Origin of the sequence: Methylorubrum suomiense (genome assembly GCF_022179765.1) — a bacterium.
In the GTDB taxonomy this organism is placed as follows: domain Bacteria; phylum Pseudomonadota; class Alphaproteobacteria; order Rhizobiales; family Beijerinckiaceae; genus Methylobacterium; species Methylobacterium suomiense.
In genome coordinates this window covers 208,232-232,990 of the sequence record NZ_BPRE01000009.1, presented here as the reverse complement: position 1 = coordinate 232,990, position 24,759 = coordinate 208,232, and the positions used below count along the sequence as shown (strand labels likewise).

General features: G+C 68.0%; 22 protein-coding genes and 1 tRNA gene. 7 read left to right on the top strand and 16 right to left on the bottom strand.

Annotated elements, in window-relative coordinates; all coding sequences use genetic code 11:
- Window positions 1-266: 266 nt before the first annotated feature.
- From MFF26_RS16185 to MFF26_RS16140, 10 genes are all read right to left on the bottom strand, one after another.
- Window positions 267-350, bottom strand: a tRNA-Tyr gene (locus MFF26_RS16185).
- Window positions 351-531: 181 nt separating this feature from the next.
- Window positions 532-2,355 carry a single-stranded-DNA-specific exonuclease RecJ gene (recJ, locus tag MFF26_RS16180; RefSeq protein ID WP_238308200.1) on the bottom strand — a complete coding sequence of 608 codons (1,824 nt, stop codon included), beginning with the start codon at window positions 2,353-2,355 and terminating at the stop codon, window positions 532-534.
- Window positions 2,356-2,451: 96 nt separating this feature from the next.
- On the bottom strand, window positions 2,452-3,852 hold the full coding sequence (locus tag MFF26_RS16175; protein ID WP_137827217.1) for an NAD(P)(+) transhydrogenase (Re/Si-specific) subunit beta: 1,401 nt from the start codon (window positions 3,850-3,852) through the stop codon (window positions 2,452-2,454).
- A 4-nt stretch (window positions 3,853-3,856) separates the two neighbouring features.
- Window positions 3,857-4,303, bottom strand: a complete 447-nt coding sequence (locus MFF26_RS16170; RefSeq protein WP_137827218.1) for a proton-translocating transhydrogenase family protein — start codon at window positions 4,301-4,303, stop codon at window positions 3,857-3,859.
- Between the two features lie 20 nt (window positions 4,304-4,323).
- Window positions 4,324-5,463, bottom strand: coding sequence for a Re/Si-specific NAD(P)(+) transhydrogenase subunit alpha (locus MFF26_RS16165; protein WP_137827219.1), 1,140 nt, complete (start codon window positions 5,461-5,463; stop codon window positions 4,324-4,326).
- Window positions 5,464-5,581: 118 nt separating this feature from the next.
- A complete protein-coding gene (locus MFF26_RS16160; protein ID WP_137827220.1) occupies window positions 5,582-5,875 on the bottom strand; it encodes an aa3-type cytochrome c oxidase subunit IV in 294 nt (97 codons plus the stop codon).
- Between the two features lie 121 nt (window positions 5,876-5,996).
- Window positions 5,997-7,367, bottom strand: coding sequence for an ABC1 kinase family protein (locus MFF26_RS16155; protein WP_137827221.1), 1,371 nt, complete (start codon window positions 7,365-7,367; stop codon window positions 5,997-5,999).
- Window positions 7,368-7,458: 91 nt separating this feature from the next.
- Window positions 7,459-7,845 carry a type II toxin-antitoxin system death-on-curing family toxin gene (locus MFF26_RS16150; RefSeq protein ID WP_137827222.1) on the bottom strand — a complete coding sequence of 129 codons (387 nt, stop codon included), beginning with the start codon at window positions 7,843-7,845 and terminating at the stop codon, window positions 7,459-7,461.
- Entirely contained in the window at window positions 7,842-8,066 is a 225-nt protein-coding gene (locus MFF26_RS16145; protein ID WP_137827413.1) for an AbrB/MazE/SpoVT family DNA-binding domain-containing protein, read from the bottom strand. Before MFF26_RS16145 ends, MFF26_RS16150 begins: the two co-directional genes overlap by 4 nt.
- Before the next feature lie 65 nt (window positions 8,067-8,131).
- Window positions 8,132-10,009 (bottom strand): M3 family oligoendopeptidase, encoded by a 1,878-nt coding sequence (locus MFF26_RS16140; protein ID WP_137827223.1) that lies wholly within the window; start codon window positions 10,007-10,009, stop codon window positions 8,132-8,134.
- A 321-nt stretch (window positions 10,010-10,330) separates the two neighbouring features.
- Between MFF26_RS16140 and MFF26_RS16135 the strand changes: the two genes are divergently transcribed.
- The 3 genes from MFF26_RS16135 (at window position 10,331) to mepK (ending at window position 15,846) form a co-directional block, all read left to right on the top strand.
- Window positions 10,331-11,821 (top strand): sigma-54-dependent transcriptional regulator, encoded by a 1,491-nt coding sequence (locus MFF26_RS16135; protein ID WP_137827224.1) that lies wholly within the window; start codon window positions 10,331-10,333, stop codon window positions 11,819-11,821.
- Between the two features lie 268 nt (window positions 11,822-12,089).
- On the top strand, window positions 12,090-14,090 hold the full coding sequence (locus MFF26_RS16130) for a L,D-transpeptidase scaffold domain-containing protein (RefSeq protein ID WP_137827225.1): 2,001 nt from the start codon (window positions 12,090-12,092) through the stop codon (window positions 14,088-14,090).
- Between the two features lie 292 nt (window positions 14,091-14,382).
- On the top strand, window positions 14,383-15,846 hold the full coding sequence (mepK, locus tag MFF26_RS16125) for a peptidoglycan L,D-endopeptidase MepK (protein WP_137827226.1): 1,464 nt from the start codon (window positions 14,383-14,385) through the stop codon (window positions 15,844-15,846).
- A 15-nt stretch (window positions 15,847-15,861) separates the two neighbouring features.
- Here mepK and MFF26_RS16120 read toward each other — a convergent pair whose 3' ends face one another.
- The 4 genes from MFF26_RS16120 to MFF26_RS16105 form a co-directional block, all read right to left on the bottom strand.
- Complete coding sequence (locus tag MFF26_RS16120; RefSeq protein WP_137827227.1) at window positions 15,862-16,359, bottom strand: lipocalin-like domain-containing protein; 498 nt, start codon at window positions 16,357-16,359, stop codon at window positions 15,862-15,864.
- 189 nt (window positions 16,360-16,548) lie between these two features.
- On the bottom strand, window positions 16,549-16,815 hold the full coding sequence (locus tag MFF26_RS16115; protein WP_003601858.1) for a DUF2312 domain-containing protein: 267 nt from the start codon (window positions 16,813-16,815) through the stop codon (window positions 16,549-16,551).
- Between the two features lie 170 nt (window positions 16,816-16,985).
- The gene (locus tag MFF26_RS16110) at window positions 16,986-17,294 is read right to left on the bottom strand and encodes a DUF1244 domain-containing protein (RefSeq protein ID WP_137827228.1); all 309 of its coding nucleotides are present in this window, start codon (window positions 17,292-17,294) and stop codon (window positions 16,986-16,988) included.
- Between the two features lie 58 nt (window positions 17,295-17,352).
- The gene (locus MFF26_RS16105) at window positions 17,353-18,126 is read right to left on the bottom strand and encodes an N-formylglutamate amidohydrolase (RefSeq protein ID WP_137827229.1); all 774 of its coding nucleotides are present in this window, start codon (window positions 18,124-18,126) and stop codon (window positions 17,353-17,355) included.
- A 218-nt stretch (window positions 18,127-18,344) separates the two neighbouring features.
- Here MFF26_RS16105 and MFF26_RS16100 point away from each other — a divergent pair, with 218 nt between their 5' ends.
- The gene (locus MFF26_RS16100; RefSeq protein WP_137827230.1) at window positions 18,345-19,658 is read left to right on the top strand and encodes a glycerate kinase type-2 family protein; all 1,314 of its coding nucleotides are present in this window, start codon (window positions 18,345-18,347) and stop codon (window positions 19,656-19,658) included.
- A gap of 121 nt (window positions 19,659-19,779) precedes the next feature.
- The gene (locus MFF26_RS16095) at window positions 19,780-20,205 is read left to right on the top strand and encodes a DUF1036 domain-containing protein (RefSeq protein WP_238308205.1); all 426 of its coding nucleotides are present in this window, start codon (window positions 19,780-19,782) and stop codon (window positions 20,203-20,205) included.
- A 130-nt stretch (window positions 20,206-20,335) separates the two neighbouring features.
- Here MFF26_RS16095 and MFF26_RS16090 read toward each other — a convergent pair whose 3' ends face one another.
- The gene (locus tag MFF26_RS16090) at window positions 20,336-20,887 is read right to left on the bottom strand and encodes a GcrA family cell cycle regulator (RefSeq protein WP_137827232.1); all 552 of its coding nucleotides are present in this window, start codon (window positions 20,885-20,887) and stop codon (window positions 20,336-20,338) included.
- A 468-nt stretch (window positions 20,888-21,355) separates the two neighbouring features.
- Between MFF26_RS16090 and MFF26_RS16085 the strand changes: the two genes are divergently transcribed.
- Window positions 21,356-22,246, top strand: coding sequence for a cell envelope integrity EipB family protein (locus tag MFF26_RS16085; protein ID WP_137827233.1), 891 nt, complete (start codon window positions 21,356-21,358; stop codon window positions 22,244-22,246).
- Window positions 22,247-22,617: 371 nt separating this feature from the next.
- On the opposite strand, the gene MFF26_RS16080 is transcribed toward MFF26_RS16085, so the two are convergent.
- The gene (locus tag MFF26_RS16080; RefSeq protein WP_238308199.1) at window positions 22,618-23,895 is read right to left on the bottom strand and encodes a DNA polymerase IV; all 1,278 of its coding nucleotides are present in this window, start codon (window positions 23,893-23,895) and stop codon (window positions 22,618-22,620) included.
- A gap of 47 nt (window positions 23,896-23,942) precedes the next feature.
- On the opposite strand from MFF26_RS16080, the gene MFF26_RS16075 reads away from it, so the two are divergent.
- The gene (locus MFF26_RS16075; protein WP_137827235.1) at window positions 23,943-24,737 is read left to right on the top strand and encodes a cobalt-precorrin-6A reductase; all 795 of its coding nucleotides are present in this window, start codon (window positions 23,943-23,945) and stop codon (window positions 24,735-24,737) included.
- Window positions 24,738-24,759: the final 22 nt, after the last annotated feature.

Here is a 24,759-nt window from a genome sequence, read left to right as displayed (position 1 = left end):
CCTTGAGGACGCCGATAATCTGCTCTTCGCTGAACCGGCTTTTCTTCATCGTCCGTCTCCTGATCGACGGACCCTAGCTGCAGAACGAGGGCAGGCCAGGGGGCAAGGTCAGCGGCAACCTAGCCGTCAACGGAGCCGTGGAAATTCAACAAAGTTAAATCGCAAGAGTTGCAAGACACGACCGCGCGATTGCACGGACCATTGGTCGCTGGACGATTCTAGTCGCCCAGTCGTGGTGTCTCATGGTTGCGAAGGACAGAAAGGTTTGGTGGGGGAAGTAGGACTCGAACCTACGAAGCTTACGCAGCGGATTTACAGTCCGCCCCCTTTGCCGCTCGGGACATTCCCCCAAACCGCTGTCACCGCGGGCCAGAGACTGGCGCTCCGCAGCGGGCGTCGTCCTTATGGTGAGGCGGCGGGCGGGTGTCAACCGATCCTTCGCGGCTTGCGCCCGTCATTCGCGTCTCGCTCGCCCACATCCATAAAACGGCACGCCGGGGCGCCACGTTTCGTGCGGCTCCGAGAGAGCCGTCAGCCGCTGGGCGCGAGATCGCAGATCCGCAGCTGCGCCCGCTCGGCGCCGCGCCACCGGTCGCAGGACAGGGTACCGGCCGCGTGGAACGTCCGGCCGATGCCGCCGAGGAGGGCGATCCCGATTGGACCCTGCGCGGCCCGGAACGCAATGGCGCCGAGCGTCTGGCCGTCGCCGCTGGCGAAGCGCGCACGGACATGGCCGTTGCCGACGATGGCCGCATCGACGAGGCGGTGACGTGGCAAGGCCATCATCGGTTCGGGCGCCCCCTGTCCGAACGGCCCCGCTCTCTGGATCGACCGGACGAGTTCGGCGGTGGCACCGCCCGCGCTCACCGTTCCGTCGATCAGAAGCGCCTCCGCCGCGCGGGCGCGGGCGACGGATTCGAACAATGCCCGGTCGAGCCCGGCGCCGAACGCTTCGAGTCGGTCCGGAGCCAGGGTCACGCCTGCCGCCATGGCATGTCCGCCGCCCTTGAGGGCGAGGCCGTCCTCGACCGCCGCGCGCACCGCCGCACCGAGATCGGCGCCGGCCACCGATCGGCCCGACCCGACCGCCGTTCCGTCCGACTTGATCGCGAAGGCGAAGGCCGGACGACCGAAGCGCTCCTTGAGCCGAGCGGCGATCAACCCGACGATGCCGGGATGCCATTCGGGCGATGCGGCGATCAGCACCGGCCGATCGGGATCGGCGGAAAGGCGACGGTCCATGTCGGCCTCGGCCTCGGCGACGGCCTGGGCCTCGATCGCCTGACGCTCGCGGTTGAGCCGATCGAGCTCGGCGGCGATGCCCCGCGCTTCGAGGGGATCCGCGGTGGTGAGCAGGCGGGCACCGAGCCCGGAATCGCCGATGCGGCCCCCGGCATTGATGCGCGGTCCGAGCAGGAAGCCGAGATGCCACGCCTCCGGCGGTTCAGTGAGCCCCGCCGCATCGAGCAACGCCGCGAGGCCCGGTCGACCGCGTCCGCGCATCACCGCGAGCCCCTGGACGACGAAGGCCCGGTTGAGGCCGATCAGGGGCACCACGTCGGCGACGGTGGCGAGCGCCACGAGATCGAGGGAATCGGTGAGCCGTGGCCCCTCACCGGCACCGAAGGCGCCCTCCCCCCGCAGCCGGCGCGCCAGCGCAACCAGCGTCATGAACACCACGCCGGCCGCGCAGAGATGGCCGAGTCCCGAGAGGTCGTCGAGGCGGTTCGGGTTCACCACCGCCCGCGCCGGCGGCAACGACTCGGGCGCGCCGTGATGGTCGAGGACGAGCACGTCGAGGCCGAGCTCCGCTGCCGCCGCCAGCGGCTCGTGGCCGGCGGTGCCGCAATCGACGCAAACGAGCAGCTTCGCCCCCTCCGCCGCAAGCGTTGTCACCGCGCCGATATTCGGGCCGTAGCCCTCGGTCAGTCGATCCGGAATATGGATGCGCACCGGAACGTCGAGGGCGCGGAGATATTCGGCGAGCAGCGCCGCGCTCGCTGCCCCGTCCACGTCGTAATCGCCGAAGATCGCCACCGGCTCGCGCTTGCGCACGGCGTGAGCCAGCCGCTCCACCGCCGCCTCCATGGCGACCAGGACGGACGGGTCCGGCATCAAGTCGCGCAGACGGGGCGAGAGATAGGCTTGCGCCTCCGCCGGTCGGACGCCGCGCCCAGCAAGGACCCGGGCGAGCAGATCCGGGAGGCCGTATCCCTGCGTCATGCTCGTGGCGAAGGCCTGGAGGCCGGGATCGGCGCAGCGTTCGCGCCAGGGGCGCCCCAATACGGAGGCCGCTACGTCGAGGACGTTCTTTTCGGTGGGGATGAGATTTGAGGCGAGCACGGAGCGGAGCATAGCCGCTTCGCTCGCTTCTGGCTGCGGCCTGCAAACGACAACGGGGCGGGCGATCGTGTCGCCCGCCCCGCCGATGTCGTCCGCTCGTCGCGTCGCTCAGAGGTTCTTGAGGACCGAGTCCACGACCTTCTTGGCGTCGCCGAACAGCATCATGGTGTTGTCGCGGAAGAACACCTCGTTCTCCACGCCCGCGTAGCCCGAGCCCATGCCGCGCTTGATGAAGAGGACCGTCTTGGCCTTCTCCACGTCGAGAATCGGCATGCCGTAGATTGGCGAGGCCTTGTCGGTCTTGGCGGCCGGGTTGGTGACGTCGTTGGCGCCGATCACGAAGGCGACGTCCGCCTGCGGGAACTCGCCGTTGATGTCCTCCAACTCGAACACCTCGTCATAGGGGACGTTGGCCTCGGCCAGCAGCACGTTCATGTGGCCCGGCATGCGGCCCGCGACCGGGTGGATCGCGTACTTGACGTCCACGCCTTCCTTCTTGAGCAGGTCGGCCATCTCGCGGAGCGAATGCTGCGCCTGGGCGACCGCCATGCCGTAGCCGGGGACGATGATGACGCGCTCGGCGTTCTTCATGATGTAGGCCGCGTCGTCCGGCGAGCCCTGCTTCACGGGGCGCGTCTCGACCTGGCCGCCACCCGCTGCCGCTGCGGCATCACCGCCGAAGCCGCCGAGGATGACCGAGATGAACGAGCGGTTCATCGCCTTACACATGATGTAGGACAGGATCGCACCCGACGAGCCGACCAGCGAGCCGGTGATGATGAGCGCGAGGTTGCCCAGGGTGAAGCCGATGCCGGCCGCCGCCCAGCCCGAGTAGGAGTTGAGCATCGACACGACGACGGGCATGTCGGCGCCGCCGATCGGGATGATGAGCAGACCGCCGAGCGCGAACGACAGCAGCACGATGAGCCAGAAGATCAGCTTGCTCTCGTTGCCGATGAAGATCGCGATCAGCACCACCAGTGCGATGCCCAGGCCGATATTGATGGCATGCCGCTGCGGCAGCATGATCGGCTTGCCCGACATGCGTCCGTCGAGCTTGGCGAAGGCGATGACCGACCCGGTGAAGGTGATCGCGCCGATCGCCGCGCCCAGCGCCATCTCGAACAGCGACTGCTTGTGGATGTGGCCGTTCTCGAGGATGCCGACCGCCTGGGGGGCGTAGAGGGTCGCCGCCGCGCCCGCCACGGCGGCGAGGCCGACGAGCGAGTGGAAGGCCGCGACCAGCTGCGGCATCGCCGTCATCGGCACGCGTTTGGCGATCACCGCGCCGGCGCCACCGCCGATGCCGAGACCGAGCAGCACCAGGATCCAGGCGCCGAAGCCCGCCGGCGGATGGCCGATGAGCGTGGTGAGCACGGCCAGCGCCATGCCGATCATGCCGTACAGGTTGCCCTGCCGCGACGTGGTGGGATGCGAGAGCCCCCGCAGCGCCATGATGAACAGGACGCCGGCGACGATGTAGAGAAGGGAAGAGACGTTTTCCGACATCGCCTCAGGCCTTCTTCTTGTACATGCCGAGCATGCGCTGCGTGACGAGGAAGCCGCCGAAGATATTCACGGAGGCGAGCACGATACCGATGAAGCCGAAGAAGCGGGCCCAGCCGGTGCCCTTCTCGATGAGCGGCACGCCGGCGGCGAGGAGCGCGCCGACGATGATGACCGACGAGATCGCGTTGGTCACCGACATCAGCGGCGTATGGAGCGCGGGCGTCACCGACCAGACGACGTAGTAGCCGACGAAGATCGCGAGCACGAAGATCGCGAGCTGGAACACGGTGGGATCGACCGCGCCGTGGGTGGCGGCGGAGATGCCGTGCGCCAGGGAGTCGGCGATGGATTGGGCCTGGGCGGCGTTCTGTTGGGCCACTTCAGCCGCGGTGCGCGCGGCGGCCGCCGCGGCCTGGGCCTGCTCCGCGGCAGGGAGGGGTACGTTAGCCATGTCTGGATCCTCCGCGATCGTCAGGCTTTGGGCTGGAAGTTCGGGTGAACCACCTGACCGTCGCGGGTGAGGTTGGTCGCCTTGACGAGTTCATCGTCCCACTTGATCGCCAGCGCCTTCGACTCCTTGTCGACCAGTGTCTCGACGAAGGCGTAGAGGTTGCGGGCGTAGAGGCTGGAGGCCGTGGCCGCGAGGCGGCCCGCCACGTTGGTATGACCGACGATCTTCACGCCATTGCCGACGGTGACGATCTCACCGGCCTTGGCGCCCGCGACATTGCCGCCGCGCTCGACCGCGAGATCGACCAGCACCGAGCCGGGCTTCATCGAGGCGACCATCTCCTCGGAGACGAGCTTCGGTGCCGGCCGGCCCGGGATGAGGGCCGTGGTGATGACGATGTCCTGCTTGGCGATGTGGCCCTTGACCAGTTCGGCCTGCTTCTTCTGATACTCGGCCGACATCTCCTTGGCGTAGCCGCCGGAGGTCTCGGCTGACTTGAACTCCTCGTCCTCGACGGCGACGAACTTGGCGCCGAGGGACTCGACCTGCTCCTTGGTGGCGGGACGCACGTCGGTGGCGGTCACGACGGCACCCATGCGCCGCGCGGTGGCGATGGCCTGAAGGCCCGCCACGCCGACGCCCATGATGAAGATGCGCGCGGCGGGCACGGTGCCGGCGGCGGTCATCATCATCGGCAGGGAGCGGCCGTATTCGGCGGCGCCATCGACCACGGCCCGGTAGCCGGCGAGGTTCGCCTGGGAGGAGAGGACGTCCATCACCTGCGCGCGGGTGATGCGGGGCATCAACTCCATGGAGAAGGCATTCACGCCCGCATCGGCCATGGCCTTCAGCTCGTCTTCGCGGCCGTAGGGATCCATAATGGCGATGACGGTCGCGCCCTTGGGCGTCTTGCCGAGTTCCTCGGCATTCGGTCGGCGGACCTTGAGGACGAGGTCGGCGCCGGACAGGGCCTCCTCGGCGGAGGACGCGATCTTCGCGCCGGCCGCCTCGTATTCTGCATCGGGAACGCCGGCCTTCTGGCCTGCCCCCGATTGAACCACGACCTCGCCGCCAAGGCCGACGAATTTTTTGACCGTTTCAGGGACGGTGGCGACCCGCGGTTCCGCGGGATCCGTCTCCGTCAAGACGGCGATGCGCATTCGGTTGCTCCCGTTCTTACAGCCGCCCATTCGGCGTGCCGGTATCCGAGCTATGTGGACGGCTAGATTGTCATGCGGCAAGACCGGCCCGTTTGACGGGCCGGTCTTTGTCGAAAACTCAGCTCAGAAAGAGGATGGCGAGGAGGACGAGGAAGAGGCCGGCCTGCGCCTTCCAGCCGATGGCCGGGACGAAAGCGCCGAGCGCGGCGAGACCCCAGGAGACCAGAACGCCGATGATCGCGGTGATCCACGCCTCGTGCACACCGCCGATCGCGAGCGCCGCCACCCAGCACAGAACGGTAACGGTACCGATCTCGACGAAGCGGACGAAGCCCCGATAGGTTTGCTCGTGGGTCTTCTCATCCATCGCCGGGCTGTAATTCAGGCCCGTGAGGGTCTTCGTGTCCGCCATTGCGCGCCCGTTCCCTGACTTCGTTTTGCTTGTCACGCGCGGATTTAGCGCAAGGCTTGGCGGGGAGCAATCAGCTTGACCGACTGGTTGACAATCGGATGACGGGTTTTCCGTTGACGGTTCAGGCGGGGAGCGGCAATCCCGCCGCCGTCAATGCCGTCTTCTGGCGCTCCGCGAGAGCATCGAGGGAAAACCGCTCGATTTCCGCTTCGAACAGGCGGTGGTAATTCAGTTCAGAGCGCAGGTGCAGGAACACCGCCCCGAGGCCGACCGCCGCGCGATCCATGAACACGAATTCTTGAGGGACCGTGACGGGACCACGCTCCTTCAGTGCCTGATGGACTGAGAACGCCTCGCGTCGGCCATAGGCGCCCGGCTCGATGCCGTCGGCGACGGTGCGGGTGCGATCCTCGAGGAGCGGCCCGTAGATGAAGCGCGCCCAGATATTGAGAATATCGACGGTCTCGCGGTCGAGCTTCTTGAACCCCCAGACTTCGTAGGCATGGACGATCCGGTCGCGGTCGTTTTCCAACAGGCCGCGATAGAGATCGACCACACCGCCGACGAAGCGCGGGTGGAAGATGCGCACGCAGCCGTAATCCAGCAGGTTGATGCCCTGCGGCTCCCCACCCTCGGAGAAGACGGTGTAATTGCCGAGATGCGGATCGCCGTGAATGACGGCGGCACGGCTGAACGGGTGCCACCAGGCCCTGAACATCGCCTGGGCGAGCCGGTTGCGGACTTCGATGGGTGATTGGGCGAAGGTCAGGATCTTCTCGCCGTCGAGCCATCCGAGCGTCAACAGGCGCTTGGTCGAGAGGTCCTTGTGCACCTGCGGCACACGGACCGAATCGATGTCCTTGAGGACATTGCCGTAGAGCGCGGCATGCTTGGCCTCGCGCTCGTAATCGAGTTCCTCGCGCACGCGAGCGCCGATCTCCTTGGCGATCTCCGACGTATCGAGCCAGGAATTCATGCGGCGGTGGAGGGCGAAGGCGACCTGTAGCTGCTTGAGATCGGCCTCCACCGCCGACTGCATGTCCGGGTACTGGAGCTTGCAGGCGAGCGGCGCACCGTCGGGCGAGACGGCCCGATGGACTTGGCCCAGGGAGGCCGCCGCCGCCGGCTTGAGATCGAAGTGGGTGAAGCGGCTCTGCCAGTCGGCGCCGAGTTCGGCCATCATCCGCCGTTTGACGAAGGCGGCACCCATGGGCGGCGCATCGGCCTGAAGCTTCTGCAGTTCGGCGGCATATTCGGGTGGGAGCAGGTCGGGCACGGTGGCGAGCAACTGCGCCACCTTCATGATCGGCCCCTTCAAGCCGCCGAGCGCCTGGGCTAGGGCGGCGGCGTTGCTCGGCGCGGCGCCGTCCTTGCCGCCGAACAGGCGGGCGGCGGCCATCCGGGCGGCCACGCCGCCGACATTGGCGCCGACGCTGGCGTAGCGGCTCGCGCGGGCGGAGAAGCGGTTGGCTTCGCGGTCGGTTTCGGCCATGGCCTGACGGATCGATCCTGATGAAGATGTGATCCGAGATAGGCGCGCGCCGTCCCCGCGCCCAGGGCGCTGGGACGGCGCGCCGCGGCGCTCAAGCGGTTGGCCAGTTGTCACGTATCCAGCGTGTGAGGCCGGCTTCGTCGATCTCGCCGGCGGCGAGGCCACGGATCATCAGCACCGCCTCCGCTTCATCAGCAACGAAGTCGATCTCATTCAGGCCGAGAAACGTCACGAGCGCAAGCAGTGCCGCGCGCTTGTTGCCGTCGATGAATGGATGGTTCTTGGCGATGCCGAAAGCGTAGGCAGCAGCCAGTTCGGCTAAATCCGGTTCGCCGTACCCCGCCCGATTGACTGGCCGTCCCAACGCCGATTCGAGAGCTCCCTCGTCACGCAAGCCCGCAGGGCCGCCAAAGAATTTGAGCTGATAAGCATGAATGGCCTGAACGAGATCGCCTGTGAGCCAAACGATCTCGCTCACTTCGCCAACTCGGCGAGCGCATTCCTATAGGTTTTCATCGCCTTCTCGGCGATTTTCATTCCTTTCTCGAAGGTCGGATCATAGGGCGAAAGATGCAACGTGCCGTCATTATTCTCGGTGACGTGGAGCCAATCGCCCTGATCGAGCTTGAGCCTACCAACGAGCTCTTTCGGCAAAATTAGCCCAGTGGAATTGCCGATTCGTTTTACTTCAAGCTTCATAGCCTCGACCCCGCTCGCGTTCAACATACGTATAACACGTGCGGGGTTGCTCTCATAGGGATCGGTTAGGCGTCCTCCATCGCCTCAAGCTCGGCGATCATTCCCTCGATCATCCCGAGCCCGATCTGCCAGAAGCCGGGGTCGCGCGCATCCAGCCCGAACGGCTTCAGGAGTTCGCCGTAGGGCTTCGAGCCGCCCGCCGAGAGAAGGGCGAAGTAGCGCTCGACGAAGCCGGATTCGGCGCGGGCGTAGACGCCGTAGAGCGAGTTCACAAGGCAGTCGCCGAAGGCGTAGGCGTAGACGTAGAACGGCGAATGGATGAAGTGCGGGATGTAGGCCCAGAACGGCTCGTAGCCCTTGTCGAGGGTGATCGCCGGCCCGAGGCTCTCGGCCTGCACCGACATCCACAGGGCGTTGATCTCGTCGGCGGTCAGCTCCCCCTTTGTGCGGGCGAGATGCACCTTCCGCTCGAACGAGTAGAATGCGATCTGACGCACCACCGTGTTGATCATGTCCTCGACCTTGGCCGCGAGCATCGCGCGGCGCTGGGTCGGGTCGGTGGTCTCGGCCAGGAGCTTGCGGAAGGTCAGCATCTCGCCGAACACGCTCGCAGTTTCGGCGAGCGTCAGCGGCGTCGGCGCCATCAGGGCACCGTTGGGCGCCGCCAGCACCTGATGGACACCGTGGCCGAGCTCATGTGCCAGCGTCATCACGTCCCGCGGTTTCCCCTGGTAATTGACCAGCACGTAGGGATGGGCCGAGGGCACAGTCGGGTGGGCGAAGGCGCCCGGTGCCTTGCCCGGTCGGGTCGGCGCATCGATCCATCCGCCGTCGAAGAAGCGCTTGGCGATTCCCGCCATGTCCGGTGAGAAGGCGTTGTAGGCGTCGAGGACGGTGTCGCGGGCCTCCGCCCAGGGAATTGTCCGCTGCTCGACCTTCGGCAGAGGCGCGTTCCGGTCCCAATAGGGCAGAGCCTCGACGCCGAACCACTTGGCCTTGAGCCGGTAATAGCGGTGCGACAGGCGGGGATAAGCCGCGCGGACCGCCTCGACCATCGCGGCGACGACCTCTGGCTCGACGCGGTTCGAGAGGTGGCGTGCATCCGCCACATCCTTGAAGCCGCGCCAGCGATCGGAGATCTCCTTGTCCTTGGCCAGCGTGTTGGTGATCAGCGCGAAGACGCGCAGATTCGAGCGCAGGGTGTCGCCCAGGGCGAGGGCCGCCTCCTGGCGAACGGCGCCGTCGCGATCCTGGAGCTTGTTGAGGGTCGGCTCCAGGGTCAGCTGCTCGCCCTGAACCGAGAAGCGCAACGAGGCGATGGTCTCGTTGAACAGCCGGTCCCAGGCGGCGTTCGAGGTGACCGACTTCTCGAGGAACAGCTTCTCGGTGCGATCATCGAGCTGGTAGGGTTTCTCCGCCCGCAGATCCTCGATCCAGGGGCGGTACTGGGCGAGCGCGCCTTGCGCCATGGCTCGATCCATGACCGCGTCCTCGACGCGGTTCAGCTCCAGCCCGAAGAACAGCAGATTGCCCGAGGCCGCGGTCAGCCGCTCGCGGGTGTCGCCGTAGAACTTGGCGCGGGTCTCGTCGGTCGTGTCGCCGGAATAGACGAGGCCGGCATAGGACATCAGCCGACCCATCAGATCCTCGATCTGTTCGAAGGCCGCAACCGCGCGTCCCAACTCGGCCGAGGCGTCCGCGCTCAGCGCGATCTCGCCGATGCGACCGGTATAACGCTCCGCGAAGGTCTGTGCCTCGGCCTCGGCCCGCGCGAGGTCGTCACGGAAGTCCGGGGAATCGATGCCGGGATAGAGATCGCTCAGGTCCCATTCGGGCAGGGTGCCGAGATCCGCCGCCTGCGCCGCGCCGCGCAGGGCCGCGAGACCGTCCGGGATCCTCGCCATTTCCGGTGACAGGGCGGCGATGACGGCTCGGCTCGACATGATGTGCAGCTTCCTCGCGAAGAGACGGGTCAAGGCTCGAAAACCGGCCCGCGTTCCCGCCCCCTGATATCGAGCGGTCAGGGCCGCCGATCAACTCGGATCCGCCGCGCGCTCGCAACGGGCGTCCCGGCACGAAAGGCGATCCCGATCAGACTCCAAGCCCTTTTGCGCGGAAAGTGCCGGTGTCGTTAAGCGGCGCTTTACGCATCTGAGCGACCTTGTGCGCCGAAACGAAACAGCCCGCCCCACGTATGATCGGCCCCGCCTCCGCGGAAGCTGCGCGCGGACGGCCGGGGAAAAGCGGAAAGCGAGGCGCCCCGCATGTCCACCACCGTCCTGATCATCGACGACGATCCCGTTCAGCGCCGCCTCGCCGAGGCGATGGTGCGCCGCCTCAGCTTCGAGGCTCGGATCGCCGAGAACGGTCTCGACGGTCTCAACCTGCTGCGGGCGGGCGAAGGCATCGACGTGGTTCTTCTCGACCTCGTCATGCCCGGCGGCATGGATGGGCTGGCCGTCCTCGCCGAAATGCGGAAGGGCGGCATCGACACGCCGGTCATCGTCCAGACCTCGAACGGCTCTATCGACGCCGTCGTGAACGCCATGCGGGCCGGCGCCGTCGATTTCGTGGTCAAACCCGCCGGCGCCGAACGGCTGCAGGTTTCGATCAAGAACGCGCTCCGCGTCGATCAGCTTGAAGAGGAAGTGCGGCGGATGCGCCGCCGCGCCTCGGGATCGCTGGGCTTCAAGGATCTCGCCTCCAAGAGCCCGGACATGGATCGGGTGATCCGGCTCGCCGAGCGCTCGGCGAAGTCCAACATTCCCGTGCTGATCGAGGGCGAATCCGGTGTCGGCAAGGAGGTGCTGGCCCGGGCGATCCAGGGGTCGGGCGAGCGCCGCGGCAAGTCGTTCGTCACCGTGAATTGCGGCGCGATCCCCGACAATCTCGTGGAATCCACCCTGTTCGGCCACGAGAAGGGAGCCTTCACCGGCGCCACCGAGCGCCATGTCGGCAAGTTCGTCGAGGCATCGGGCGGCACCTTGTTCCTCGACGAGATCGGCGAGTTGCCCCTCGACGCGCAGGTGAAGCTCCTGCGCGCGCTTCAGGAAGGCGAAGTCGATCCCGTCGGCGGCAAGCGCGCGGTACGCGTCGATATCCGCCTGATCTCGGCGACGAACCGCTCGCTGCTCGACCTCGTCAAGCAGGGCAAGTTCCGCGAGGATCTCTATTACCGTCTCAACGTCTTCCCGATGACCCTGCCGCCCCTGCGAGCGCGCCGGGAGGACATTCCGGATCTCGTGCGCTCGTTCTGTGCCCGCTTCGCCGCGGAAGAGGGCAAGCGCCTGCGTGGCATCACCCCGGAGGCGATGGCGCTCCTGACCCGCTATCCGTGGCCGGGCAATGTCCGCCAGTTGGAGAACGCGTTGTTCCGTGCCGTGGTGCTCGCCGATGGCGACGAACTGACCGTCGCCGAATTTCCCCAGATCGCCGCGCAGGTCGAAGGTTTCGACGTGCGCATCCCGCCGGCGCCGAACCAGTCGGCCCTGCCGGCCGGTGGCATGGAGCCGGTGCGCGAGATCGTGCGCGTCGAAGTGCGCGATCCCCACGCCATGTCCCTCGTGGTCGAGGACACCGGCGAGATGAAGACCATGGAAGCGATCGAGGCGGAGGCGATCCGCTTCGCCCTGCAATTCTACCGCGGCCGAATGTCCGAAGTGTCCCGCCGCCTCGGAATCGGCCGATCCACGCTCTATCGCAAGCTCAAGGAACTTGGGCTCGACGAGGACGAGCGCGCCGACGACGCAGCCTGATCGCGGTCGCCGCACGCATGACTTCGTTCCGCCTGCGTGCCGGGCGGAGCGTCTTCAACGATGGGCGGAAGGTGTTTGGGCCCGGAATGGACGCACAAAACTGGCAAAGTAGCCAGTGGTCCGCATCCTGGCCGACGAGACAGCTGGGTCCTCGCCCAAAACAACGATCCGATGCCGGGTGACCGTGCGGTTGCGCACGGTCAGGCTTGGAACGATGATCTTTAATGAAGGTTGCGGCAAACTCGGCCGTTTCCTGGGAGTTGCCGCCATGCACGCTGAAACCGGAGCCGGATCGAGCGTCCTGCGGACCCTGTCCGTCGCGTTCGCGGCCCTGCTCGCTCTGGCTCCGGCCGTGCGGGGCGAGGAGTTCGGCGCGGGCGACGCCACGATTCCCAGATCGGCCATCGAGAAAGCGGCGGTCGAGACGCCCGCCGATCCACCAGCCGTGACGAACCCGGCGGTGCCCGAGGCAGCTCCCGACCAGGGAACGCCCGCGCCGCCTCCGCTCCAGAGTTCCACGCCGCCGGACGCAGCGGCTCCCACTGCGGAAGCTCCAGTTGCCCCCGTGGCGCCGAGCGAGCCGTTGCCGGCCGCCGTCTTCGCTCGCCTCAACGATCCGGCTCCCCTGCTCCAGCGGCTGACGGGCAAGGACCGGGAGGCCATGCAGGCCTTCTATGCCCTCGGCAATTTCAAGCCGGCCTGGGTCGAGAACGGCAGCTTCACCGCGGCGGCCAACGCCGCCATCGGGCGCCTGCGCGCCGCGGAGGAGGATGGGCTCGATCCGAACGCCTACCCCGTGCCGGTGCTGGGGAAGCTCAGCCGTCCCGATACCGATGCGGAGATCGCCGAAGCCGACCTGAAACTCTCGGCGGCGATCGCCCTCTATGCCCGCGACGCCCGGGGCGGGCGCGTCAATCCCGCCTCGATCTCGAAGCTCGTCACGCCGAGCCTCGATCTGCCGACCGCCGACGCGACCCTGGCCCGCGTCGGCGGTGCCGGACCGAAGGCGGGTGAGATCCTGCAGGGCTACAATCCGCATCAGCCCGGTTATCTCGCACTCAAGGCGCGGCTCGCCTCCCTGCGGGCAGGCCGTCCGCAGGGGACGCCGACCGTGCGATTGCCGGCGGGGCCGGTGCTCAAGCTCGGCATGAGCGATCCGCGGGTGCCGCTGCTGCGCAGCCGTTTCGGTCTGGGGAGCGGCCCGACCGGGATGGGCGACACAGCCGCCGGTGAGACCGGAAAGCCGGCCGATGCCTACGACCGGGCGGTGGCGGACGCCGTCGCTAGCTTCCAGCGCAGCCGGGGTCTGCCCGCCAATGGTACGCTCACCCGCGCTACCGTCGCGGCTCTCGCCGATTCCGGTGTTCCCAGAAGCAGCGGCAGCGAGGCGGATCTCATCGTCAACATGGAGCGGTGGCGCTGGCTGCCCTCCGACCTCGGCTCGGACTACGTCTTCGTCAACGTGCCGGAGTTCAAGCTGCGGGTCTTCCGCAACGGCAGCCTGAAGGACGAGACGCGTGTCATCGTCGGCAAGCCCGAGAGCCCGACCCCGACCTTCTCGGGGATGATGGAATACGCCGTCGTCAATCCGTCCTGGTACGTGCCGCCTTCGATCCTCAAGCAGATGCTGGCCTCCGGCCGCACCGCCGGGTTCGAGGTGGTCCGCCGAGGCGGTCAGATCTCGCTGCGCCAGCCGCCGGGTGAGCGCAACGCGCTCGGCTTCATCAAGTTCATGTTCCCGAACCAGCACGCGGTCTACCTGCACGACACGCCGAACCGGTCGCTGTTCTCGGCCTCGACCCGGGCCTTCAGCCATGGCTGCGTGCGTGTGGACGATCCCTTCCGCTTTGCCGATGCGGTGCTGCCCGACTGGACCGAGGAGCGGTTGAAGAAGCTGATCGGCAAGGGCGAGCGCACCCTCCGCCTGCCGGCGAAGCTCCCGGTCCACCTCGCCTATTTCACCGCCACCGTGGACGAGTTCGGGTCCTACCGTACCCTCACCGACCTGTATGGCTATGATGGTCCGATGAAGGTCGCCCTCGGCCTCGCCCCGCGCTCCGAGGCAGTGGCGCGTGCCCCGTCGGGCCCGGCCAAGCAGGCCACGGCCTCACGCGCCGCTCCGGTCGCCCACGATGTGCATCGTCCGGCTCCCCGCCCCGCGCCCGCGCCGCGTCAGGCCGTGCGGACGGAGCCCCGACGCAACGTGGACATGTTCGGTGAGCCCTGGCCGCCCGAGCCGGTGCGCCGCGAATCCCGTAGCTTTTGGTAGACCGGCTACGAACGATTTTGGGGCTGCGCGTCCAGCTTGTTCCTGACATGCCGTTGGTCTGGGCCGGAGGCGTGTCAGGATGAACCGCCCCCGGATCGAGCACGCTGAACGGTCACCGTCCTCGCAATTCACAACGGTTTCAGCGCCCAGGTGTGCCGACGCTCTTGCGCGGCACGTTTCCGCCACGGTTGGCCCCCAGCATCGCCATGGTTGCCCCCTACCCGTCCTTCGGATGGTCGGTTTGCGGCCCAACAGGCGGGCCTGCGAGACCTGCCCGGCGGAGGTGAGGACAATGCTGCAGATCCTTCTGCGGAACCGCGTGCCTGCCCCCTCTCCGGTCTCCGGCCGGCGGCGGCTCGTCACGGTCCTGGCTTCGGTCGCCGCGGTCCTGCTCGCCGGTACCGGGGGCACGCAGGACGCGGTCGCCAATGGCGACACCCGCCAGATTTCGATGGTCCATGAGCATACCGGCGAGAGCGTCACGGTCGTGTTCAAGCGTGACGGGCGCTACGACCGATCCGCCCTCGATCAGCTCAACTGGCTCCTGCGCGATTGGCGCGAGAACGAAGCCACCAAGATGGATCCGCGTCTGTTCGACGTGATCTGGGAGGCGCAGCGCTCCATCGGATCGACAGCGCCCTTGCGCATCGTCTGCGGCTATCGCAGCTCGAAGACCAACGGGATGCTGCGCCGACGCTCCTCCGGCGTCGCCGAGACCAGCCAGCACATGGCCGGCAAGGCCATCGATTTCTTCCTTCCCGATGCCAGCATCGACCAGATCCGCGCCGCCGGGATGCGGCTGCAGCGCGGCGGCGTCGGCTGGTATCCCCGGTCCGGTTCGCCCTTCGTCCATCTCGATGTCGGCTCGGTGCGGTCCTGGCCACGGATGACGAGCGACCAGCTCGCCCGCCTGTTCCCCGACGGCAAGACCGTTCACCTCCCGGCTGACGGTAAGCCCCTGGCCCGCTACGAAGAGGCGCGCGCCGAGATCCTGGCCCGCGGCGGCACCGTGCTCGGCCAGACGATGGTCGCGAGCGCCGAGGAGATGGACGACGGTCCCGGCGTGAAGGGCTTCTTCGCCTCGCTGTTCGGCGGCGGCGCGAGCCCGTCGTCGACGACAACCGTCGCCAGCGCGCCGACTCCGGCCAAGGGGCGGACTAAATCCAGCGTCGTGGTGGCGAGCGCCGATCCGTCCGACGGTACCGGCGCAGCCCAGGCCGCGGCGCAAGCGACCGGCCAAGCGCTCGCCTATGCCGCTCCGAACGCCTCGGAAGCGTTGCGCAACGCGACCCTCAAGCAGGGTACGCCCTCGGCAAAGGAACTTCTGACCGGGATGGCCGTGCCCGCCGGATCGATCGTCGCACCGTTGCCGCCGCGCCGTCCTACGGAACTCATCGCCGTGGCGGGACTGCACAACGTGCCGCTCCCGCCGCGCCGCCCGGTCCAACTCGCCTCGCTCGACGGTTCCGGGCTCGCCGGAATGGCCAATGTGGCCGTCGTGGAGGCAGCCGCCGAGCGCGAGACCGCCGAGCCCCCCGTCCCGCTGGTCCCGGCGGATGCCGACCCGCGCGAGCAGGTCCGCAGCCTGTTCGTCGCTACGGCGCAGGCTGTCGCGCGTCCGAGCGCGCCGGTGCGGGTCGCCCAAGTGCGTTTGATGCCCGATGCCACGCCTCCCGGGGCCTTCTGGATCTCGGCAGCCGTGTCCGCCGCTCGCGTCAGCGAGCAGACGATGCCCGAGACAGCCCGGCTCCGCTGAGGCGCGGCGCCGCGCTCAATCCTTCCCGCGCACGAACGTCACGATGCTGCGGGTCTCGCCCTTGTCGGCCCAGTTGGGCATGACCCGCCAGGGGGTCAGCACCCGCAGCCGCTCGCCGTCAAGAGAAAACATGCGGGTCTGCTCGGTGCCCACCCATTTCGGGTCCCAGGCCACGTCGAGCTTCGCCGTCCATTGGTCGCCTTCCGTGCGGAACGTGCCGCTGTAGGAGACCAGAGTGCCCAAGAGGTCGGCGCGCTGCGCGTCGGTCTCGGCGGGCTTGCGGCCCTCGCCGGTCAACACGAAGAAAACCCGGTTCTCTGGGGTGAAATAGGCATAGCCCGTGGGCCGCTCGCCCATCACCGGCATTTTGGTCCCGTCGGTGCGGACCTCGACCTCATAGGAGACGAGTTTCCACAATCCGGTCAGCCGCGGATCGGATTCCGCCCGGGCTGCGAGCGGCGCGGCACCGGCGGCGAGGACGAGAAGGGTGGCGTAACGGCCCGATGTGCTCATAAGACAACCCCGTCCGGTGTGCGAAGCGCAGGTTAACACCGGGCGGGGCGGTTCGATGCGTCCGAACCGAAGGGTTCGACGGCTTCCGTCAACAGCCGAAGCGCGTTGCGACAGCGTGGGACCACGCCGCCGGTCGAAGGGACGTCGCGTTGGAAACGCGATTGAGAGCCGAACGACTGGGCGACGCGCCTACGCCATGCCCAGCGCCTGGAGGTAGAGTTCGAGGATCGCCTCCTCTTCCTGGCGCTCGTCGTGGTCGCGCTTGCGCAGGGAGATGATCTTGCGCAGCACCTTCACGTCGAAGCCGTTGGCCTTGGCCTCGGCATAGACATCCTTGATGTCGCCCGCGATGCCGGCCTTCTCCTCTTCGAGGCGTTCGATGCGCTCGATGATGCTCTTGAGCTGATCGGCGGCGACCGAGGACGGGTCGACGGCGGGGGCAGGCGATGCGGCCATGGCGGCGCTCCTTCGTGCGGTGGCGGGCCGACCCCAACGGGCCGGCGCGCCGGATCGTCCGGGGGTAGCCCATCAACCTTACTCAGCGGTTGATGCCGCCGTCCTTGGCCGGGGCGCAGGCCGCCGGCAACCGCGTCGATCGCCCGCCGAAGGTCGCCCGGTGACGCCGTTCAGTGGCCTTTGGCCTGTGCCGTGTCGAAGCGGGCCTGCTGATCGGAGCTCGCCTCCGTCTGGTGCTGCCGCTTCCATTCCTCGTAGGGCATCCCGTAGACGTGCTCGCGGCTCTGATCCTTCGTGACGCCGAGGCCGCGCTCGTCGGCGGCATCCTTGAGCCAGTTCGACAGGCAGTTTCGGCAGAAGCCGGCGAGGTTCATCAGGTCGATGTTCTGCACGTCGGTGCGGTTGCGCAGGTGCGACACGAGCCGACGGAACACCGCCGCCTCCAGTTCGGTCTGCGTGGCGGGATCGATGTCGTTCATCGGGGAGCATCCTGTCGGTGGGACTGTCGCCCTCAGGTCGTTCCCCGGCGGCGAGCCGTCAAGCCGGCGGCTTCAGCATCGGCCGGAGCAGCGCCGCGAAGCGCTGTGCCCATTCCTCCTGGCCCTCCGGCCCACCGATCAGATCCTGCCGGATCTCGATCAGGGCGTTGGGCAGGCCGCGGGCGGTGGCGTGGCGGTCGATCGTGTCGCCCGGAAGGCCCCCGCCATAGGGCTGGTTGTCGCCGACGCAGAGACCGGCCGGATCGCGGATCAGGGCGTCGATGATCGGGCGGGCCATGCGATCGTCGCGGTCGTAGAGAACGCCGACCTGCCACGGGCGGGCGATGGTGCGCCAGAACGGGGTGAAGCTATGCATGGTCAGGATCATCGGCGGCGAGCCTTCGGCTTCGGCCCGGGCCACGCCGGCATCCACTGCCCGATCGAACGGCGCGTAGAAGCGACGGATCCGCTCGGCGATGCCCGCGGCGTCGATGCGGGCGTTGCCCGGTACGATCGCCCCGTCCGACAGCCGCATCACCAAGGTCGGATCGCGTCGCCCCCGGTTCGGATCGATGATGAGGCGGGAAAAGCGCGTCAGCACGGCCGGCACGCCGAGCAGGGCCGCCAACCGGCGCGTCACCGCCGCCGCGCCGATGTCGTAGGCGATGTGGCGGGAAAATTCCCGCTCGGGCACGCCGAGGCGGTCGAGGTCGTCCGGCACGTGGTTGGAGGCGTGCTCGCACAGGATGAGCAAGCCGCGCGCCGGATCGCCATCGATGGTCTCGACGGGTTCCTCGGGGCGAAGCGTGGTCGCGGGATCGGGACTAAACATGGCGTCTATCTGGGCAGGCCGGGCTTCTTCGACAGGGCCGACGGCCGAGCGGACGCCGCCATGCGGGATCGGTGCCGGAGCCGGTCCGGCGACCGCCCTACAAAAAGAATGCGGCGCCCTGCGAAAGTTTTGTGAAACGGCGGAGACTTGCCGTGCCGCCGGGGCTCGGGCAAGCACGAAGCCAAGCAAGACCTGAAGACGCTGCCGCGAGGACGCCCATGACAGCCCCTGCCCCGTCCGATCCGGCCATCCGGGAGCGGCGCGCCCTGCTGTCCGCCATCCTCGACGAGGCCATCGCCGCCGCGCACCCGCGCAAATGCCTCGTCGGCCATCTGCCGGCGCCGACGCCGGGTCGTCTCATCATCCTCGGTGCGGGCAAGGCCGGCGGATCCATGGCCGCGGTGGCGAGCCGGTTCTATCGCCAGGAGCACGGCGTACCGGAGGACCGCATCGTCGGCTTCGCCGTGGCGCGCCACGGCTACGGTGAGGACGCTCCGGGTATCCGCATGGTCGAGGCGGGCCATCCCGTGCCGGACGCCGCCGGCATCGAGGCCACCCGGGAAACGCTGGCCATCGCCGCGAGCGCCGGTCCTGAGGACGAGGTGCTGGTGCTGCTCTCCGGAGGCGGCTCCGCCAACTGGATCGCACCGGCCGGCAATCTGACGCTGGCGGAAAAGCAGGCAATCACGAAGGCTCTGCTGCGCTCGGGCGCGCCGATCAACGAGATCAACGCGGTGCGCAAACACCTCTCGCGCATCAAGGGCGGCCGGCTCGCCGTCGCCGCCCGGAACGCCAAGTCGATCCTCACCCTGGCGATCTCGGACGTGCCGCACGACGATCCCTCGGTCATCGCCTCGGGCCCGACCGTGCCCGATCCCTCGACCCTGGCCGATGCCCGCGCGATCTGCGAGCGGCGCGGCATCACGCTGCCGGAATCCGCTCTGGCCCTCCTGAACGATCCGGCCAACGAGACCCCGAAGGCGGGCGATCCCGCTTTCGCGCGGGCCGAGTACCGCATCATCGCCCGCCCGATCGACGCGCTGGAAGCCGCGGCCGAGGCGGCGCGGCGGGCCGGTTACGAGCCGGTGATGCTAGGATCGGACCTCGAGGGCGAGGCCCGCGAGGTCGCCGCCGAGCATGCGCGTCTGGCCCTCGATGCCAAGGCGGCCGGGCGGCGGGTCGCGCTGATTTCCGGCGGCGAACTCACCGTCACGATCCGCGGCGAGGGTGACGGCGGGCCGAACCAGGAATATGCCCTGGCCCTCGCCCTCGCCCTGGATGGAGCCGAAGGCATCGCCGGGATCGCCGCCGACACCGACGGCACCGATGGCGGACGCGGCGCGGCCACCGATCCGGCCGGCGGTCTCGTCGACGCTTCGACGCTGGAGCGCGCCCGCGCCGCCGGCCTCGATCCGCAGGCGATGCTGACGGACAACGATTCGACGCGATTCTTCGCCACCATCGGCGATCTCGTACAACCCGGTCCGACCCGCACGAATGTCAACGATTGCCGCGTCATCCTCGTCGGATAGAGTTTTGATCCAGGAGGGGGCGCTCGGACGAACCAGCGGTGCCCGATGCTATCGCGGCCAGTGCCGCGCCGCCTCGTCTCTCTCGAAGCCATTCGCGCAGGGGCCCGCGGGCGGTCGCTGGATTTCCCTGTTAGCTCTGTGTCTCGCGGCGGGGCTCACGCTCCTGCCCGGTTCGGCCCGCGCCGATCTGCGCCTGTGCAACCAGACCGCCAGCAAGGTCGGGGTGACGCTGGGCTACCGCGACGCCCAGGGTTGGGTGACGGAAGGCTGGTGGGATCTGAAGCCGCGCAGTTGCGAAACCCTGCAGAAGGGGGCCCTCGCGGCGCAATTCTACTACGTCTATGCGGTGGACTACACGCGGGGCGGCGAATGGGGCGGGCGGGCGATGATGTGCACCCGCGATACCGCCTTCACGATCCGCGGCGTCGAGGATTGCCTCGCACGCGGCTTCGATCGCAACGGCTTCATCGAAGTCGACACCGGCCAGCAGAAGAACTGGACGATCCAGCTCTCCGATCCGGGTCAGCCCGTCACGGGCGGTCCCTGACGGACGTTTGTACGCAAGACAATCCCGATCCCATGGCGCACTGACCGTTGGCGCGAGCGCCAACGACAGGTGCGTAACTGAGGCTCGTTATGCGAGCAGAGCCCGGAATTGTGTCCGGTTTCTCTGGACCTCAGCGCATGCCCGCGACGCGGCGGTCGCGCTTGCGCTCGGCGGCGGGCTGGTAGGCGATCTGGGCGTGTTGGCTGCAATAAGGCAGACCGGTGATGGAGCGAGCGCCGCAGAAGCGGAAATCCGGCTTGGTCGGATCGCCCATCGGCCAGCGGCACATCGAGTCCCGCAAGTCCATGATGGTGACACGCTCGGACACCGCGAGCGCCACGGGCTGCGGTGCGGCGGAGGGCAGAGCGTTCAGAGGGAAATCGGGGGCGGGACGGTGCGTGACGATCGCGGGCGGCTCGGGAACGGTCGGTTCCTCGACGATCACGACGGTTTCGCTGGCCTCGATCTCCACCTCGTCGCCCTTGCGTCGCCCATTGGCGGCGACTTGCCCGAGCGGTTTCACCCGACCGGCCAGTCCGAGCCGGTGAACCTTGCCGATCACGGCGTTGCGGGAGACGCCGCCGATCTGCAGGGCGATCTGGCTGGCGCTGAGCCCGTCATCCCATAGGCGACGAAGCAGCTCCACGCGCTCATCCGTCCAGCTCGGGACCGCTTCCGTCATTGCCCCCTCCACAACGTTCCGCATCGCCATGGCCGGTAAAATCCCACCGGCCCCAGCATCCGCCTACGGCGCAAAGCCGCTTTGCGCGAGCCGTCGACGCGGCCCTGCACAGATCGGTTAACACGGACCGAACATCCGCTCGGCGATCTGAGGGAGACTACAGGACGGCTCGACCGCGGGGCAAGCGCCGCGGCGACCCCGGCGGCGGTTTCCACCGCCAATCGTCCGATCGCCCGGCCGCTCCGCCCGAACCATCGCTTCGGCGCCGCAAGATCATTGATAAGATATTCTCCGATATCAATAATTTTACGGATCTCCCATCGGGGATCATGGCCCCGTTTCCCCGTGGGGCCCGCTCCCGGCAAGCCGAGGACGAAGCGACAGACAGGGCTTGGATTTGCCTGTTCGGACGCTTCGACTATCTGTCGGGCACTCGGCCGCACGGCCGGTCCCAATTCCGGAGTTCGCATGCGTCTGCGCCTCGCACCGGCCCTCCTGATCGTCGCTTTCCTCTCGTCCGCTGCGACCGGCGCGGGAGCGGCGAGCCCCGCCGCTCCGGTTCCGAACGAGGCGGCGATCCATCTCGTCAATCACCGGGCGGTCTATGACCTGTCGCTCGCCCGGTCCGAGGGGACGCGTTCGGTGGAGAGCGTGCGCGGACGCATCGTCATCGACTTTTCCGGCGATGCCTGCCGCGGCTTCACCATGCAGACCCGGCAGGTAACGATGCTGGATTCCTCCGAATCCGGGAATCGCACCTCCGATCTGCGCAATTCCACCTTCGAGAGCGGCGACGGCGCCAGCTTCCGCTTCCGCACGGCCACCTTCCTCAACAACGTTCCGTCGGCCGCGATCGACGGCACTGCCGAGGCCGGGAGCGAGGCATTGAAGGTGAAGCTGAAGGAGCCGAAGCGTGCGGAGTTCCAGTCCGGCGGCGAGGTGATGTTCCCGGTCCGCCATATGCTGCGCCTGCTCAAGGCGGCGAAGGCCGGTGAGACGACCGTGTCCGCCAAGGTGTTCGACGGCTCCGATGACGGCCGCAAGGTCTACGACACCCTGGCGGTGATCGGACGGGCGAGCGCGGCGCCTGCCGCGGATACCGAGCGCGACAAGCCGCTGCGCGAGGGCGACCTCGCCGGGATGCGCCGCTGGCCGGTGACGCTCAGCTACTTCACCGCGGGCGAAGGCGAGCGGACACCGATCTATACGCTGACCTTCGACCTCTACGAGAACGGCGTCAGCGGCCGGCTGAATCTCGATTACGGCGACTTCGCCATCTCCGGGAACCTGACTCAGCTCGACCTGACGAAGGACAAGGGCAAGGGCGACGCCAAGTCGGACGCGGATTGCCGGCGCTGACTTCGCGTAGAAGGGGCGTTTGCCAGCTGGGCGTGTTGGCTGCGGCAGCTTCCCAAGATGACCGCTGTCGTGCTTCGCAACGCGGAGGCTACGATCAGACCCGCTGTACGGGCGATTGCGAAGGGTGAAATCGCTGCGGGGACGACGGTGTCGATGATGTCCGGGCGCGTGAAGTCCAGGGCTTGAGGGCAATGCCGACGAGACGGGCGATCATGCGGCGGTGCGGGCGCTGTTCCCTAGCCTGCAGCCAGTTGGGAACAACCTGCCGCTGATCCAGACGAGGTGCGCGCACCGACGCGCACCTCGTCTGAATCGCCGTCAATGCGGGGCTCGTTTCGACGTCGGACGCCGAGCGGATCTGATGGCCTGTCTCAGCCGCCGCGTCGCTCGCCCTCGCCATTGAACACCAGCCCGCGCTGGATCGCCCCGTTGCCGAATTTCTCCCGCAGACGGTCCAGGGCGGCTTCGCGGCGGGCTAGGCGCTCGATGCCCTGATCGGCTAGATCGCCCCGATCCGCATGGAGGCCGGCGCAGAGATCGCTGCCGCCGATGCCGATCAGGCGGAATGCTGTGCCGTCACAGGCTGCCCGCAGCATCGGCTCGCCGGCACGGAAGAGGCTTTCGGCAAGCTGGGTTGGCGGCAGCCCGCCGCGGGTGCGGGTGCGCAGGCGAAAACGGGCATCCTTGAGCTTCAGGGTGACACTGCCGGCGGCGAGTTCGGCCCGCTTCAACCGGGACGAGACCCGCTCGCACAACCCCCACAGGATCGGGCGCAGTTCGTCGAAACGGGCAATGTCCGCCGTGAAGGTGGTTTCCGCAGAGACGCTCTTCACCTCCCGGGTCGGGCGCACGGGGCGGGTGTCCCGCCCTTCCGCCAACGCCAGCAGGCGAAGGGCGTCGCGGCCAAGCGCTGTCTGCAACCGCTCACCGCCGACCCGCGTCAGATCGCCGACGCGATGCACGTTGAGACCGGCAAGACGCGTCTTCGCGCTCTCGCCGATACCGGGCAGGATGCCGACCGGGCGGTCCGCCAGGAAGGCGGCCGCCTCCGCGCCGCCGATGATCGAGAAGCCCCGGGGCTTGTCGAGATCGGAGGCGATCTTGGCTAGAAACTTGTTCACCGAGAGCCCGACCGACACCGTGATGCCGATCTCGGCTTCCACCTGCGCGGCAAAGCGGGCGAGCGTCAGTGCCGGGCTCGTCCCGTGCAGGCGAGCGGTGCCGGAAAGATCGAGAAAGGCTTCGTCGATCGACACCGGTTCGACCAGGGGCGTCAGCGCGAGCATCATCCCCCGCACCTCGCGGCCGACGCGGGCGTATTTCTCCATGTCGGGTCGGATCACGACCGCGTCGGGGCAGCGCTTCAACGCCTCGAACATCGGCATGGCGGACCGGACGCCGGAGATGCGGGCGAGGTAGCAGGCGGTGGCGACCACGCCGCGCTTGCCGCCGCCGACGATGAGCGGCCGGTCGCGCAGGGCGGGATCGTCACGCTTCTCCACCGCCGCGTAGAAGGCGTCGCAATCAACATGCGCGATGGTCAGGCCATCGCGCTCCGGATGGTCGAGTAGCCGCGGGGAACCGCAGGCGTGGCAGCGCCGGGCGTTCTGACTTTGCGACGTCAGGCAATCGCGGCAGAAGGGGGACATGGTACGCCTTCTCCGCCTCCGGAGGGCTCCTCTCCGGCAGTGTACGAATGACGAATGCCACGGACCAGGGTCGGTCGGGGCTCGGCAGCGCCCGTCCTCTGAAAATTCTCATCCTGGGCGGCACCACGGAAGCCAGCGCCTTGGCGGCTCGTCTCGCCGGGCGACCGGACTTCGCGGTGACGCTGTCGCTCGCCGGACGAACAACCGCGCCCCGGCCGGAGCCGGTGCCCATCCGCATCGGCGGCTTCGGCGGGGCGGACGGACTCGCGCAATGGCTCGACGCGCATGCGGTCGAGGCTGTGATCGATGCGACCCACCCCTTTGCGGCCCGCATCTCCGCCAACGCGGTCGCGGCCTGTCGTGCCTGTGCCGTGCCGTTCCTGGCCATCCGCCGTCCATGCTGGAAGCAGCAGCCGGGCGATGACTGGACCGAGTCGGAGAGCGTCGCGGCCTGCGTCCCCTTGCTGGGGATCCGTCCGAAACGCGTGTTCCTGACGATCGGGCGTCAGGAGCTGAGCGTCTTCGCCCGCGCACCGCAGCACGCCTATGTCGTGCGCACGATTGAGCCGGTCGGCGACGCGCTGCCGGTGCCGCGGGTGGAGGTGTTTCGCGCGCGCGGACCGTTCACCCTCGACGACGAGACGACGCTGATGCGCGAGGCCGGCATCGAGGTGCTGGTGACGAAGAATTCCGGGGGAGCTGCGACCTATCCGAAGATCGAGGCGGCGCGCCGGCTCGGGATTCCCGTCGTCATCGTGCAGCCCCCGGCCCTCCCGGATGTTCCGTCGGTCCCGGACGCGGAGAGCGCGCTGCCGTGGCTCGAGAACGGATGCCGTTTCTGACCCTGGATCGGTGACGATCGGA